We start from the raw sequence: 14,351 nt of genomic DNA on the forward strand, positions 1-14,351 counted from the left end.
GTGTGTGGCTAGTGCGCAATTTTGATTTAAAGCGTTATGGGCCGGTGATCAGTATCATCGTGCTGCTGTTGATTATTTTGTTAACGGCTTTCGGTGCGCCTCAGCGGATCGGGATGGTGATCATGCTACTGGCCGTGTTGGCGCTGCTAGGGACAACCACTTGGTATTATTGGGTCAACACCACGCCAGGTGGGCGCCAGCCCTTGTTGTTGCCTAAGTTGTTTGGCATTGGTTGGACGGTGAATCCGCGCAATCCAATTGGTGCAACAATCATTGGGATTTTATTTGTATTGATTGCTGGACTACTGGTGCAAACGCTGATTTGGGGCTAACAAAAAGACGATGCAAGTTGCATCGTCTCAGCATGGCGGCAAACCAACATTTCTTAATCTAGAAATGTTGGTTTGCCTTTTTTAGTAGGACGTCGATTGGGTGGTCAGCGGAACCACTGTGAATTTGGTGACGGTACTGCCATCAAATTCAGGGTTTTGCGCATTTTCATAAGTTTCGGCGTTGTTTAACGTTTTGGTTTGTAAGTTCAGTTCTTTACGAATTTTATCGGATAAGCGTTGCAGTTCGGTGGTAGCAGCGATTTGATAAGATGCGCCGTTTAATGTGGCGTTTTGGCCTTGTAAGTGATCAGACTCGATGGTGGTGGCGGCCTTCCGGTAATGGAGCACCAAGCTCTTGAAATCAGCGTTTGTTAAGTTGGTCTTCACATTTTGTTCCACATCTTGCATGATTTTATCATACTGGGAAACCATTGCGGGCTGCATCATTTTTTTGATCACGGCGGTAATCACTTGGCGCTGCCGTTTTTGACGGCCATAGTCACCATTCGGATCATCATAACGCATGCGGGAGTAATTTAAAGCTTGTTTACCATTCAGGTGCATGGTGCCTTTTTTATACTTCGTCCCTTCATAATTAAAACTAAAAGGTACTTTGACCGTGACACCGTTAACGTCGTTGACTAGCTTTTTAACGGCGCCCATGTTGACGGTCACATAATAGTCAACGGGTACACCTAATAGCTTTTTAGTGCTGTTAACGGCCATTTTTACGCCATCAATGGCATAGGCCGCATTCAATTTATTCATTTGTCGGTTTTTCGTCCCAACCATTTCGGATAAAGTATCGCGCGGAATGGAGTTTAACGTGATTTTTTTGGTTTGCGGATTGACAGTGGCTAGGATCATACTGTCCGTTCGGCCTTGGTATTTACGACCTAAGGCGCCAGTGTCTGCACCTAAAATTAAAATACTAGTCGGCTTTTGTTGGCGAATACTCGCCGCCGCTGGGGTGCCTGATTTGTGATACATTTTCGACACCGTTTGGTTCGCCGTTTGATAAACGCGAATCCCGAAAATAGCTGCCGCAAAACAGGCAACTGAAACAAGTAGTAAAAATAGTTTGCGGCCGACATGAAGCGGCGGAAGCGGTTGATTACGCATAAATAAGCACCTCGTTAATAAGCTTGTCTTCATTATAACGGAGTTTGTCGTAAAAACAATTTCATGAGGCAGGATTTAATGATTTTGAAAAAATTTAAGGGTTCGTAAAGGCCAGCACGCAAATGCGGTTTAAATCTTTTTTCGGAAGTTGCTTGACATTAGAAAATAATGTGATAATCTTAGAGACAAGTTAAAAGATATTAAGCGTTGAAGAGAAGAGTAGCAACTTGTATCGGTCCAGCGAGTTCCGTTTGGTGAAAGGGAACCCTTTATAAGTTGTGAAGATGATCTTGGAGCTTGTTGGTCGGGTGCCTCATTTGTGCTGACCAACCGTGGGCAAACGATATATTGCAGCGTATAGTCAAGTTGGATGTACGTCATAAGATATTAATTGTGAGATTAGTATAAAAATTAGGTGGTACCGCGAGTAACCTTCGTCCTAAGTGTTTTGATAACACGGGACGAAGGTTTTTTTTACCACAAATTTTAGAACGGAACCAAATACGGAGGCGGTCATATGAATTCATTAAAACAAGCAGTTAACAAGCGTTTTGTCTTAAACCAACCAAAAGGACAGGCACATCGGACTTTAGATCTATTGGTTTTGAATTTAATGCCGAATAAATTAGAAACCGAAAGTCAGTTACTGAATTTATGCTCAGGACTAACGGAAAATCTAACCTTCACGTTTATGTACCCGGCAACCCATCATTTTAAATCAAACACCTTGCCTTATTTGCAAGAAACATATGCCACCTTTGATGAGATCAAAGGCCAACAGTTTGACGGCTTGATTGTCACAGGGGCGCCGGTTGAAACGCTGCCATTTAAGCAAGTTGATTACTGGGAAGAATTTGAACAATTATTAGATTGGTCACAAACCCACGTCAAGCAAAGCTTGTTCATTTGCTGGGCAGCGCAAGCAGCTTTGCATCACGATTTTGGCATTGAAAAATATCCCGTTCGGCCAAAGATCTTTGGAATCTTTGAACATCATATTCGCCGTAACGCTGATTTATTAGAAGGTTTGCCTGAGCAATTCTATTTGCCACATTCACGGCACACCACGTTATCAGAAGACGATATTTTAGCAACCCCAGGGTTGAACTTGTTGGTGAGCAACGACAATGTTGGCCCAGCCATTATGCAAAGTCAGGATCAGCGTCGGACCTACATTACCGGCCATCCTGAATACAGCATCAATACCTTGGCCAATGAATATCAACGCGATCTACGAGCTGGCAAGCCAATTACCATTCCTGAAAATTACTTCTACGCCAACGATCCAAGTCAACAGATCATTAACCGTTGGCATGAAACAAGCAAAACGATTTTACAAAACTGGTTAAACAACGTCGATTAATGAATACGGAGGAATCAATCATGAGCAAAAAATTAAAATTTGACACATTACAAGTTACTGCTGGTCAAACTGTTGATGAAACAGGCGCGCGCGCTGTGCCGATTTACCAAACCACTTCCTACGTTTTTAAAGACGCTGCCCAAGCGGCGGGTCGGTTTGCTTTAACGGATGCTGGGAACATTTACACCCGGTTAACCAACCCCACTTCAGATGTACTTGAAAAACGGGTGGCTGCCTTGGAAAATGGGACGGCTGGTGTTGCGTTAGCGACTGGCTCCGCTGCGATTACTGCTGCGATTTTAAACGTTGCGGAAGCTGGGGATGAAATTGTGTCTGCAAGCACGCTTTACGGTGGGACTTATGATTTGTTCAGTGTAACGTTGAAGAAATTGGGGATCACCACGCATTTTGTAAATCCAGACCAACCTGAAAACTTCGAAACTGAAATCAACGAACATACCAAAGCCTTATACATCGAAAGTATTGGGAACCCTGGCATCAACTTGATCGACTTTGAAAAGGTCGCTGAAATTGCCCATAAACATGGCTTGATTTTGATCGTCGATAATACGTTTGGCACACCTTACTTGGTTCGTCCTTTGGATCACGGCGCGGACGTTGTTGTTCATTCGGCTACGAAATTTATCGGTGGCCACGGTACCAGCATGGGTGGGGTGATCGTTGAAAATGGTAAATTTGATTACACCGCAACGGATCGTTATCCTGGCTTTACCACACCCGACGACACCTACAATGGTTTGATTTGGAAGGATGTTGCCCCAGCTGCTTTTACCACTAAAGTTCGGGCGCAAACATTACGCGATTTAGGCGCGACTATCAGTCCATTTAACTCATTCTTGCTGATCCAAGGCCTTGAAAGCTTGTCCTTGCGGGTTGAACGGCACGTTTCTAATACTCGGAAAATCGTTGATTATCTCAATAACCATCCCAAGGTGGCTTGGGTCAACTATCCAGAATTAGCCGACAGTCCTTACAAGCCATTAGCTGACAAATATTTCCCAAATGGGGCAGGTTCGATTTTCACCATTGGCTTAAAAGGTGGGGAAGCTGCAGGAAAACAATTAATTGAAAACTTAGATTTGTTCTCCTTGTTGGCCAACGTGGGGGATGCCCATTCCCTGATCATTCACCCAGCATCAACCACCCACGCACAGTTAAATGAAGCCCAATTGAAAGAAACCGGCATCACACCAGACTTGATTCGCTTGTCTATTGGAGTGGAAAATGTTGATGATCTAATTGCCGATTTAGACCAAGCCTTAGCTCAAATTTAAAACGACTACTTGAAACAGTCCTGCGGGGCTGTTTTTTGTTATGCTTAAACGTGAAGGGGTGTTTTAATGAAAGTTTTGATCTCAGTTAAGCCGGCGGTTGCCCAAGCCATAACGGCTGGTAAAAAGCGATTCGAATACCGAAAAAGTCTGTTTAAGCGCCCAAATATAACAGCTATTGTGATATACGCAACACAACCTTGGGGCAAAGTAGTCGGCGAGTTTACCATTCGCCAAATCATTCAAGGAAAGCCAACGACACTTTGGCAACAGACAGGAGTTGGCTCAGGGACAACAGTGGCTGCGTTTCAGGCCTATTTTGCCGGGTGTCAAAAAGGGTATGCCATTGAGGTCGATCAGTTGACGGTTTATGAAACACCGCTAACGTTAACGCAGTTAGATCGGCGGCTTCAAACGGCGCCACGGTCGTATCGGTATCTGGATGGTTAGTGTTAATGGTCTTTTTAGAGCGACAAAAATAACCGCCAATCGTTGGCGGTTATCAAATACCTTATTTAGTAGTGGTGCTGGTTGTGGTCCGGCTACCAGCTGAATTGCTGGTGCCACTATTACCTGAAGTGGTGCCTTGACTACTGGTGCCACCGCTACTTGTCGAGCCGGTTGAATTAGAATGCGTGCTGCTAGAAGCGCCGTTGTTAGTTTGATTGGTGCTTTGTTGGTTATTGTTTGTGTCAGTTGTCGCCTGTTTTTGTGATTGCTGCGAGGAAGCTTGCTGACTGGATTGCGCGTTACCGTTGTTGGTTTGTGTGTTACCATTATTGGTTTGCGTATTGCCTTGGGTAGTTGTAGTCTGCGTGTTAGCGCCGTTATTCGTGGTGGCTCCCTGTTGATAAGCGTTGCTATAACCCTGATTTGTTTGATCGTTCTCACTACTGGAAGCGCTGGAACTACTACTGCTACTACTCTTTTTCTTTTTATGCTTCGACTTTTTTTTCGTCGTTTTCTTTTTTGCTTTTTTCGCCTTGTGCGTCTTTTTGGACGACTGGCTGGTAGACACGGCGGCTTGTTCTGACGTGGTGGGGCGATTCTGATTTTGCATGGTAAGATAGGCGCCAATTGGTAAGGCGGCTAAGATCAGTAAGGCCACAGAAAGAAAGACCACGAAGAACTTGTTACTTTTATCTTTTTTGCGTGTTGTTTCGCGGGTCGCGACAGTTCGCCGTGACTGATTGCGCTTGTCATTCATAAGTTTAAGACGCCCCCCAAGACGTTAAGGTGTAACTGTTGACGTTGTTGCTGACGTTGCAGTGTTCGTGGTAGCTTGGCTAGCAGATGTAGACGTCGTTGATTGGCTGGTGCTTGGCGCTGTGGTGCTAGTCTGGGTATTACTTGGGCTACTCGATTGTTGACTGGTCTGTGACGACGTGGACGTTGTGTCACCAGTTTGTGTGTTGCTGGTACTAGTCGCTGGTGTCGTCGTGGCTGGGTCAGCAGCGGAACTTTGTTGCGTTGTTGCCGTAGCGGCTTGATTTGTTGTTTGCGTTGTAGCGTGCTGTTGGGTCGCTGTGGCAGGCTGTGTCGCAGCTGGTTGGGTCGTTTGCGCAGGCTGTTGTGCCACCGCTTGTTGCGTGCTGCTGTGCTCGGTGTTGGTGCTTTGCGCTGCCTGAGTCGTTGTCGGCTGACTGGCAACATTTGGATCTGTATTTGCACCCGTTGTGGTGGCCACTGTCGACTGACTTGTTTTTGTCGTTTGATCAGTGGTCTTTTGAGTTGCTTTCTTTTTGGTCGCATGTTTTTTAGCTGTGGTGATTTTTGACACGCTGGAGCGTTTCACCGCGTGGGAGCTGGTCACTGTTTTGGCAGCCGACGTAACCGGTTGATTGCTGTGGTTCATGGCCAAACTAAAGCCTAAGGGCACCAAAATGACCAATCCCACCGCTAAGGTTAAAATGGTTGTTAAAAAACGGTCGATTCTAACTTTGTGCCGCGTATGCGCCACACGTGTGGGTTGCAGGCCTAAGCGATCTTTACGTTGCATGATTTTCTTACCTCCTAGAACCTTCATCAGCCTCGCGGTTTCTGTCGCCGCGATTCAATCGGGCCAATAAATCCTAACAATAGTCTAACATAATCAGGCCGTTGCTGCAGATGTTATCCCTGGAAAAATTCCCATTAAAAAAATCATCCGCCAGTGGGGATGATCGCTAGGTTAATAAACCTTGCCTGTGTAAGGCAAGTGAGGTAAGTGGGTAAAATCCAAGGTGGTCAAAGTCTTTAGATCCTGGGTGAAGGTGGTCAAGCCTTGGCTGATCATTAAGTTGATCGGTTGCGAGCCTTCGCAAAAGACGACTACTGGAATCTGCTTAGCTACAGCATAGCCAATTTCAAACATGGTACCAGGGTCGGCGTTGGCGTGATCATAGTCATAAACGGCAAGTAAAACATCCGCTTCATTTAAGCCTTGGGTATCCTCATTGTAAACCAGTTGTTGCCATTCTGGTGTGCCAAAGGTTAAACCAGCGGCGTTGGTGTCGTTCATGGGGCTAAAGACATGACTGACAGTGGGGTTTTGTTGTAATGCAGCGGCGCCTTGGTTTAAGCGAGTCGTTTGCGCGTCGTTAAAAAAGGGGGCCGCCAAGTAAAGTTTGGTCAAGTGAGTCATCGCCTTTCGTTATGCGTGCAGATCTTCTGTCAGCGGGGCGTCATCGATCAGCCGTTTGATTTTGGTGATCTCAGCTTGCGGCGCTGTTTGCGGTAAATCAAAATGAGCCTGCATTTGGTGGGGATCTAAGTCAGTTGGCACTTGGATCGTCACTAAAAAGTCCTGGTTGGTTAAATGTGGCGTTGGCGCTGGGTGTTCCTGACTGGCGGTTAAGGCTTCAGGGGTGAGTTGACGCAAATAGCTGCCCAGCACTCGATAGGCGTAATATTGCGCCTCTAAATAAATCTCACCTTCAGCGGTTAAACCAGGAAAGTCGAGAAATTGAATTTCAAAACGTGTTTCCGTTTTTGTAATGAGCGTTTGGAAGTGAAAAGGAAGCGTAGCATGGTTCATAACAATGAACTCCTTCAAATAATAGTAAGTTTTGTGACGATACGATTGGTGATCATCAATTAATTTTTCAGAAATGGCCATTAAAACGGTCACATTTTATTTTCATTTTCTTTTAATAATATAAGCTGTTTTTGACGATAATTCAACTAAAACAACTTAAAAATCCGAACTAAAATTTAGATCGGACGTTAAAAAACTTTTAAATGAGAATTTGATGAGCTTTATTTGGCTGCATTAAGCGTTAGGGGTCGGGTACGCATTGGCGGGCATGTCGATACCTGCTGCAGTTAATTTCTGAATATACGCGGCTAAAAAGTCACTTTGAATCCGGCCTTGGGCCCCATTTTCAGTGTATAAGATCACGCGAATCGCTAAGTTGCCATTGCCTAGATCCACCACACCAAAAATATCCGGCCCAGTTTTGATTTCAGGGTAGTTAGGCGCCAATTCCTGATCCACCTGATTGAGTAACTCAGTAACCGTGTCAGAATCTGTCTGAGCTGCGATTCGGACATCGATTTGAACCCGCATGTTACTGCGAGAAAGGTTGCTGACCATGGTAATGGTGCTGTTCGGAATATAATTTAAGGTGCCATCAAAACTTTTGATTTGCGTGGTTTTCAAACCTAGCGCCACAACCGTGCCTTCAACGGTACCGATTTTAACATGGTCACCAACATCCAGCTGTTGTTCCAACAAAATAAAAAAGCCTGACAAAATATCGCGCACTAAACTCTGGGCCCCTAAGCCTAACGCTACAGAGAAGATTCCAGCACTGGCGATCAAGGTGCCCACTGGAACGCCTAACAGACTGAGAATACCATATAAGTAGAAGAAATATAAAATATAGCGCGCAGAATTCCGAATCAATGAATAAATCGTTTTAGCACGACCTTCACTGATCATGCTGGTGCTTTGGTAGGTTTTGAAACTACGTTCGATCACCACCATGACGATTTTATTGATGATCACGAATAAAATTGAGATCAAGACCAGCTCAAAAACAGTGCCAGCGATTTTTGCTAGGATCTGATCCCAGTCAATACCCATCCAAAAACGCTTGACGATGTTTGTTTGTTGCTTGATTGATTTTGTTGCCATTGCGGCTGCTACTTGCATGTTTGTCACCTAAATCCTCTAAGATAAGTTAAGTGTACAAAAGCCACTGTTAAATAGCAACTGTGGATTGTGTTGGATAGGCGACACAAAATGACCTAAAGGAATCGCTTATTTTTAGCGAGCGCATTTAAATGTGAGCGACGGCAATCAGATGTACCACAGCTAAAACCAGTAAAGTAGTGCCTGCTACGTTGATTTCAGCGTTAAATGCGTAGTGACCAATTTCACAGGTCATGAGTTGAAGTAAGCGCTCAATCATGCTATTCTTAAAACAATGTCAAGCTAGGCGTCGTGTCGATTTTGACCACGTGATTAGCTAATTTTCCCATTGAAGGAGGTTTTGTTTAATGACAGGTGGAGAAATCGCGGCTTTGATCGCAGCGATTGCCTTTTTGATTTTAGTATTCTTTATCGTCCGAGTTTTGGTTCAGGTGACACGGATCATGCGCGAAGTTCAATCAACGGTGGCGGAAGCCAGCCGTACTGTCACCACGGTAACCGGCGACGTGGATGCACTTTCCCAAGAAGTTGAAGGCCTTTTAAGCAAGGCAAACGTTTTATTAGATGATGTAAATGGTAAGGTAGCTGATTTAGATCCTGTATTTACAGCGGCAGGCGACTTAGGCACCAGCTTATCAGATGTAAACACAGCAGCACGCGACCTGACATCGCGGCTAAGCAGTTTAGGCGACTTAACCACACGGACGACAAGTGCTGGTAAAGTCGGCGCCAGCGCATTTAAACTTTATCGTAATTACCGGCAAAAGCACCGTAAGGCAGCACCGGAAACACCCACAGAAGAATAGACATTAGAGTTACTAAGGAGGCCGTTAACATGGCAAAAGGACATTTCTTATTAGGATTACTTGTAGGCGGCGCCGCTGCAGCGGTTGCTACGCGTTTATTGGCACCTGAATCTGGGGATGAGATCCGTCAGAACGTTAATGAAAAGCTGGACCATTTGCGCGATCGCATGTCTGATTATGCAGACTTTGAAGATGATGATTTAGCTGCATTTGATGACGTTGACGGCAGTGTGCCTAGTGATTTAAATGCTGATACGGCAACGGATGATGCTGTTCAAGTGGAAGATGCCACAACGGCTGAAACCGGCACAGATGACTATCCAGACATTAATGTGGATGGTCAAAGCGCTTTTGCGGAAGCAAAGGATGAAGCGGAAACCACGCCAACGGATACCACTGAAGCAACGGATGATGCCTCTGAAACAGAAGCTACTCCTGAGACTGAAGCTGATCCGGCAGCAACAACAACAGATGATCAAAAAGACGATCAACCGGAAGCGTAAGGTTGATCCGGGCCTAACACAATGTGTTGGGTCTTTTTTGTTTAGGTCAGTTTTATCGCAATTTTACGTTCAGGTCGGTAGAATGACATTCATAAACATAAAACGGTGAAGTCGGCAGTTATTAGCGTATCTTAAAGATAAGAAAGGTGGTTACAGTGATGAGTACTGCAAAAAATCAAAGTCAGGTCATTGGTGAGATCATAACGAAAGAAACAACAGAAGGGGTTATCTTAACGGTTCCAACAAGTACCAATGTAGTGGCGGGTCAAAAATATTGGTTGGTGAAACAGGCTGATGGCACGTTGAGCTACCATCCGGTTAACGACAATCCATGGTGGAATGGTGACTATGACGATATTGATTTCAGAGCAGAGTTGGATAAAGTTGGTAATTTTGGATTAGAAACACCAGTTGGAAAGGAGCTACGACCTGTAAATAATCATTTCCGCTAAGCAGCTTGATTGGTGGCACGTCATAAAAGTGGATCACCAGATCATTCGTCTTCATTTAACCAATCCTCAATTTCGGCGTCGGTCTTCAAAATGCCAGCCTTTTGATGGCGTGCAAATTGCTAGATGTTTGAAGTTGCTTGATCAACAAGTTGAGCTTTAATTGCGGCTAACTGTTTATATTCATCCTTTGAAAGTAGCACAAAGCTTTCATTTGAATCGCTTGTTTTAACGGCGTTTACTGTGATTTCAACCGGCCTTTTTTCTTTCAAAATACTTTTAAAGATGGCTGCTTGGTGTTTTTTGAAATGTGTTGCGGTGTAAGTATCCATATTATCGCCTTCTTATTTTAAAAATAATATTAAGTTCAACGTTATTCAGTCGACGCGATTGTTGTGTGATTGTTTCTAAGGCCGGATTTCACTATTGAGAATGACAGCCTTGCAGGAAAAAGTCTTTGCGTAAGATATGAGGGACTACTGTCTTTATGATGAGTTAAATCATCACCAGTATCAAGCAATTTGTTGTTCTACCTAAAAAATCCCTGCACACAACGTATGCAGGGGTTACACAACCTAAAACTAGTCGTTAAACGTTAATAAGTTTTTAGGCGTATGGGTAAATGGTTCACAGCCGTTTTCGGTAACGTGGATACAGTCTTCGATCCGGACGCCGGCAACGCCTGGGATGTAGATACCAGGTTCAATGGAGAAGCACATGCCAGGTTCTAACAACATGTCATTGCCTTCCATAATGGATGGGAATTCATGCGTTGATGTCCCGATACCATGACCTAAACGATGGATGAAGTATTCACCGTAGCCGGCTTTGGTAATGATGTCCCGGGCAATCTTATCTAATTCAGAAGCCTTGATGCCAGGCTTAACAGCCGCTTGGGCCGTTAAATTGGCTTCTAAACAAACTTTATGGATCTCCAAAGACTTCGCATCTGGTTTGCCAAAGGCAACGGTCCGTGTTGCGTCACTCATGTACGCATTGTGGACGGTACCAAGGTCAAACAAGACGAGTTCATTTGGTTGCACTTTCGCTGTGGTTGGGCCGCCATGAGGATCAGCGGCATTGACGCCGGCTTGAACAATGGTGTCGAAGCTCATGTGCATTACGCCTTTTTTCATTAAAGCGTATTCGATTTCAGCGACGACTTCTTGTTCAGTACGGCCAGTCTTCAAAGCGTTAAACCCAACTTCAAAGGCAAAGTCAGCTTCTTTACCAGCTTCGATCATAATGGCAATTTCGTCAGGTGTTTTAACCAGTTTTGCTTTTTCAATGAAGCGGCTGGCATCGCCAGGGAAGGTTGCGTCTGGGAATTGGTTTAAAATGAACTCATACCGCCCGTAAGGTAAGTCGTCCTTTTCAATGGCCCAGCGTTTTGGATCCGCACAACGTGCTTTGATCTGTGTGGCAATTTTGGCAAAAGGTTCTTCGTGATCTAAATAACCGTAGTCACCATAAGTCCAGCCGGTTTTTTTAACGGCTTCAACGGACAATTGGGGCCCGAAGTAGAAAGGTTCAGTGTCTGGGAAAACTAACAACGCTTGGACACGTTCCTCAGGATCTGAGAAGTAACCTGAGAAGTAAGCAACGTTGGTGGGGTTGCTAATGTAAGCTACGTCCAAGTTTTGGTCAGCGAGCCATTGCTGAAGTTGTGCTAAATGATTCATCGTATCACCGTTCCAATCCATCACTTTGTCAGGATTGGCCTTTCACTAGATTTAGAATCGTTTCATGCTCACATTATAACATATCCCAAGTAAATCTCAGTGAAAACGCTTTGTTTATTTCAAAGAAAATTTATGAAAACTTCTATGCAAATTTACTGAAAAAAGCTTTTAAAACGCTTGCATTTGTTTTCAAAGTTTGTTAAATTTAAACAGGTAAATGAAAATTAATGAAAACGAAGAGGTAATATAGATGGAGAAACAAACCATTACAATTTATGACGTTGCGCGGGAAGCCGGCGTCTCCATGGCAACCGTGTCACGTGTTGTCAATGGGAATCCAAACGTGAAACCTGCAACGCGTAAAAAAGTATTAGAAGTCATTGACCGCTTAGACTACCGGCCAAACGCTGTGGCCCGGGGCTTGGCCAGCAAAAAGACCACAACCGTTGGGGTCATTATTCCCGATGTCACGAACATCTACTTCTCATCCTTAGCCCGCGGAATCGATGACGTGGCGACGATGTATAAGTACAACATTATTTTGGCCAACTCTGATGAAAACGGCCAAAAAGAAATTCAAGTGTTAAACACCTTGTTAGCCAAACAAGTGGACGGCATTATTTTCATGGGGAACCAAGTAACGGATAGCTTACGCCATGAATTCCAACGCTCAAAAACACCAATCGTCTTGGCGGGTTCAGTCGACCCTAAAGAAGAAGTCGGCAGTGTGAACATTGACTACGTGGCGGCCATTGAAGAAGCCGTTAGCACCTTGATCAAACACGGCAACAAGAAGATTGCGTTTGTGACTGGTAACTTGGACGACCCGATCAACGGCATGTACCGCTTAAAGGGTTACAAGCAGGCCTTAAACAAAGCTAACATCGATTTTGATGCCAACTTGATTTTCGAAACCGAATACAGCCATAAAGCTGGCGAAGCCATTTGGCAAAAAGTCAAAGCTGCTGGTGCTACTGCTGCCGTTGTCGGCGATGACGAATTAGCGATTGGCTTGGTAAACGGCGCCACGGATGATGGGGCGAAGTTGCCAAATGACTTTGAAGTCATTACCAGTAACGATTCCAAGCTAACGGAAATCGCACGGCCAAAACTGAGCTCTGTTACCCAACCGTTGTATGATATCGGTGCGGTTGCCATGCGCTTGTTAACTAAGATGATGAACAAAGAAGAAATCGACAACGAAACCGTGTTATTGCCATACGGGATCGTTGAACGTGGGACGACGAAATAAAGCGTGACTTTGAGGGACTGGCGAGAGCTGGTCTTTTTTTGAAAGGCGGAATTCATAATGGCTAATCAGGATAACGCTAAAGATATAGTAGAAGTACCAAATCCAGAATTGGAAGCATCCATTCAAGAAGCAGTTGATTTTTTATCAGGGAAAGTGACCCTTGATGGCTATTGCGATCGTGCATCGCTGGAACAAGGGCTGTTGTTGTGAGTTATGAACACGTATAGCATATCTTGGATGATTTAAATATGTAAATCATAAAAAGCAGAAAGTTCGCCTGCAGCATCCTTTGAGGCAGCGTGGCGAGTTAGAGATACTAGATTTCTTAGTTGGGAACAATGGTGTTGAGACTAGCGTAAGCACTCAATAATCCTTGAACGTGGGATAACGAAATAAAGTCATGATTTTAATGAGGAGACTGGCGAAAGCTGGTCTTTTTTCTATGCAGGAGAATCGCTAAAAAGAATTATCATGGTAACTGATTGTCATGAAGCAGACTGGTCGTGTGTAAAAGGGTGCTTTTTTTGCAATCAAAAAGGGCCTCCAGCTATAATGTGGAAACCCTAGGTGATCCAATTAGTCATCAAAGTAATCATAAAAATCAGCTTTCGGCTGGGAGAGTTTTGGGGCATAGCCAGCTGCTGTTTTGACTAATTTGTGACTGAAATCCATCCGTTCAAACCGACCGTCAGGTAGTTGCGTGTAGATCCAAACAAAGCCGTTGCTAAACAACGTTTTAATGATGACTTTGCCGTCGGCCAAATCACGTTTCATTGAAGAAACAATCGCAGCACCGGCAGCATCTAAGGTGAAATTATCAATATTCATAGACTCATCTCCGTTAATTTAGGTCAAGCATAACAAAGTTGGTGAGATTCGTAAAAAGATTAGCTGATGGGATTACTGGAAGATCATATGTCACTAAAAATCAAACTGTTAATTAATGGTAATGGGAAATTAGTGAAGATTAGCATGTCATTTGAAGCTGTTAAGTGGCAGCCGCTAAAGGGGATGTGAGCTTAAACGATGAGGCTCATAAATTGTAGATAGAATGTGTCAGGCGAAGTGGTAAGCGGTGTTAATGACTAAACCCGAATATTAAATGAAGAAACAGTTGCAAGCAGCACTAAAAAATGCAAAGGTTAAAGCTAAATGAGAAATAGAACTCTGAAATACGAAGAATGTAATATTACATTTATGTAACATTTGTTAAAAACCTTATTTTCAAAATTGGTCTAGAAGACGAGTATATCGCGGTTTTTGTTGCTTTAAGCCTTACAGTTAGAATGAAATATTAGCAAATCATAAAAGTAATCGTTTTCAAGCAGTTGCCGTTCTGATTTGAAGGCTATATACTATTAACCTGAATTATTCACCATAAGTTCTCCAAGTACAGTGTCACCCCGGTATCATGG

Annotated in this window: 18 protein-coding genes and 1 other annotated feature; of the genes, 9 read left to right on the forward strand and 9 right to left on the reverse strand. The window is 44.1% G+C overall.

What is annotated here, in order from left to right:
- The first annotated feature begins 11 nt into the window (after nt 1–11).
- Nucleotides 12–332 carry a hypothetical protein gene (locus FC07_RS03710; protein ID WP_057903779.1) on the forward strand — a complete coding sequence of 107 codons (321 nt, stop codon included), beginning with the start codon at nt 12–14 and terminating at the stop codon, nt 330–332.
- An 81-nt stretch (nt 333–413) separates the two neighbouring features.
- Here FC07_RS03710 and FC07_RS03715 read toward each other — a convergent pair whose 3' ends face one another.
- Nucleotides 414–1,454, reverse strand: coding sequence for an LCP family protein (locus tag FC07_RS03715; RefSeq protein ID WP_057903780.1), 1,041 nt, complete (start codon nt 1,452–1,454; stop codon nt 414–416).
- A 198-nt stretch (nt 1,455–1,652) separates the two neighbouring features.
- Nucleotides 1,653–1,899, forward strand: a binding site (T-box leader).
- A gap of 72 nt (nt 1,900–1,971) precedes the next feature.
- On the opposite strand from FC07_RS03715, the gene FC07_RS03720 reads away from it, so the two are divergent.
- The 3 genes from FC07_RS03720 (at nt 1,972) to FC07_RS03730 (ending at nt 4,559) form a co-directional block, all read left to right on the forward strand.
- Entirely contained in the window at nt 1,972–2,817 is an 846-nt protein-coding gene (locus tag FC07_RS03720) for a homoserine O-succinyltransferase (RefSeq protein ID WP_057903781.1), read from the forward strand.
- A 20-nt stretch (nt 2,818–2,837) separates the two neighbouring features.
- Nucleotides 2,838–4,112: an O-acetylhomoserine aminocarboxypropyltransferase/cysteine synthase family protein gene (locus FC07_RS03725; RefSeq protein ID WP_083483186.1), complete on the forward strand. Its 1,275-nt coding sequence runs from the start codon at nt 2,838–2,840 to the stop codon at nt 4,110–4,112.
- Between the two features lie 66 nt (nt 4,113–4,178).
- Nucleotides 4,179–4,559, forward strand: a complete 381-nt coding sequence (locus tag FC07_RS03730) for an ASCH domain-containing protein (RefSeq protein ID WP_057903783.1) — start codon at nt 4,179–4,181, stop codon at nt 4,557–4,559.
- A 61-nt stretch (nt 4,560–4,620) separates the two neighbouring features.
- On the opposite strand, the gene FC07_RS03735 is transcribed toward FC07_RS03730, so the two are convergent.
- From FC07_RS03735 to FC07_RS03755, 5 genes are all read right to left on the reverse strand, one after another.
- Complete coding sequence (locus FC07_RS03735; RefSeq protein ID WP_057903784.1) at nt 4,621–5,316, reverse strand: hypothetical protein; 696 nt, start codon at nt 5,314–5,316, stop codon at nt 4,621–4,623.
- 24 nt (nt 5,317–5,340) lie between these two features.
- Nucleotides 5,341–6,108: a hypothetical protein gene (locus FC07_RS03740; protein ID WP_057903785.1), complete on the reverse strand. Its 768-nt coding sequence runs from the start codon at nt 6,106–6,108 to the stop codon at nt 5,341–5,343.
- Nucleotides 6,109–6,279: 171 nt separating this feature from the next.
- The gene (locus FC07_RS03745; RefSeq protein ID WP_235807447.1) at nt 6,280–6,723 is read right to left on the reverse strand and encodes a nucleoside 2-deoxyribosyltransferase; all 444 of its coding nucleotides are present in this window, start codon (nt 6,721–6,723) and stop codon (nt 6,280–6,282) included.
- Nucleotides 6,724–6,741: 18 nt separating this feature from the next.
- Nucleotides 6,742–7,125, reverse strand: a complete 384-nt coding sequence (locus tag FC07_RS03750) for a hypothetical protein (RefSeq protein WP_155797852.1) — start codon at nt 7,123–7,125, stop codon at nt 6,742–6,744.
- A 234-nt stretch (nt 7,126–7,359) separates the two neighbouring features.
- Nucleotides 7,360–8,244 carry a mechanosensitive ion channel family protein gene (locus tag FC07_RS03755; RefSeq protein WP_057903788.1) on the reverse strand — a complete coding sequence of 295 codons (885 nt, stop codon included), beginning with the start codon at nt 8,242–8,244 and terminating at the stop codon, nt 7,360–7,362.
- A 347-nt stretch (nt 8,245–8,591) separates the two neighbouring features.
- Between FC07_RS03755 and FC07_RS03760 the strand changes: the two genes are divergently transcribed.
- The 3 genes from FC07_RS03760 to FC07_RS03770 all read left to right on the forward strand — a co-directional run bounded on the left by FC07_RS03760 (nt 8,592) and on the right by FC07_RS03770 (nt 10,005).
- Nucleotides 8,592–9,050, forward strand: coding sequence for a DUF948 domain-containing protein (locus FC07_RS03760; protein ID WP_057903789.1), 459 nt, complete (start codon nt 8,592–8,594; stop codon nt 9,048–9,050).
- A 29-nt stretch (nt 9,051–9,079) separates the two neighbouring features.
- A complete protein-coding gene (locus FC07_RS03765; RefSeq protein ID WP_057903790.1) occupies nt 9,080–9,553 on the forward strand; it encodes a YtxH domain-containing protein in 474 nt (157 codons plus the stop codon).
- 158 nt (nt 9,554–9,711) lie between these two features.
- Nucleotides 9,712–10,005 (forward strand): hypothetical protein, encoded by a 294-nt coding sequence (locus FC07_RS03770; RefSeq protein ID WP_057903791.1) that lies wholly within the window; start codon nt 9,712–9,714, stop codon nt 10,003–10,005.
- Nucleotides 10,006–10,124: 119 nt separating this feature from the next.
- On the opposite strand, the gene FC07_RS03775 is transcribed toward FC07_RS03770, so the two are convergent.
- Nucleotides 10,125–10,334, reverse strand: coding sequence for a type II toxin-antitoxin system Phd/YefM family antitoxin (locus FC07_RS03775; RefSeq protein WP_057903792.1), 210 nt, complete (start codon nt 10,332–10,334; stop codon nt 10,125–10,127).
- Between the two features lie 249 nt (nt 10,335–10,583).
- Nucleotides 10,584–11,684, reverse strand: coding sequence for a M24 family metallopeptidase (locus FC07_RS03780; RefSeq protein ID WP_057903799.1), 1,101 nt, complete (start codon nt 11,682–11,684; stop codon nt 10,584–10,586).
- 250 nt (nt 11,685–11,934) lie between these two features.
- Between FC07_RS03780 and ccpA the strand changes: the two genes are divergently transcribed.
- Both ccpA and FC07_RS15795 read left to right on the forward strand, forming a co-directional pair.
- Nucleotides 11,935–12,936 carry a catabolite control protein A gene (ccpA, locus tag FC07_RS03785; RefSeq protein WP_057903793.1) on the forward strand — a complete coding sequence of 334 codons (1,002 nt, stop codon included), beginning with the start codon at nt 11,935–11,937 and terminating at the stop codon, nt 12,934–12,936.
- Between the two features lie 57 nt (nt 12,937–12,993).
- Nucleotides 12,994–13,146, forward strand: a complete 153-nt coding sequence (locus tag FC07_RS15795) for a hypothetical protein (RefSeq protein ID WP_155797702.1) — start codon at nt 12,994–12,996, stop codon at nt 13,144–13,146.
- Between the two features lie 366 nt (nt 13,147–13,512).
- Here the strand turns inward: FC07_RS15795 and FC07_RS03790 are convergent, their stop codons facing one another.
- The gene (locus FC07_RS03790) at nt 13,513–13,764 is read right to left on the reverse strand and encodes a hypothetical protein (RefSeq protein WP_057903794.1); all 252 of its coding nucleotides are present in this window, start codon (nt 13,762–13,764) and stop codon (nt 13,513–13,515) included.
- Nucleotides 13,765–14,351: the final 587 nt, after the last annotated feature.

Source organism: Loigolactobacillus bifermentans DSM 20003, from assembly GCF_001434575.1.
Lineage (GTDB): Bacteria > Bacillota > Bacilli > Lactobacillales > Lactobacillaceae > Loigolactobacillus > Loigolactobacillus bifermentans.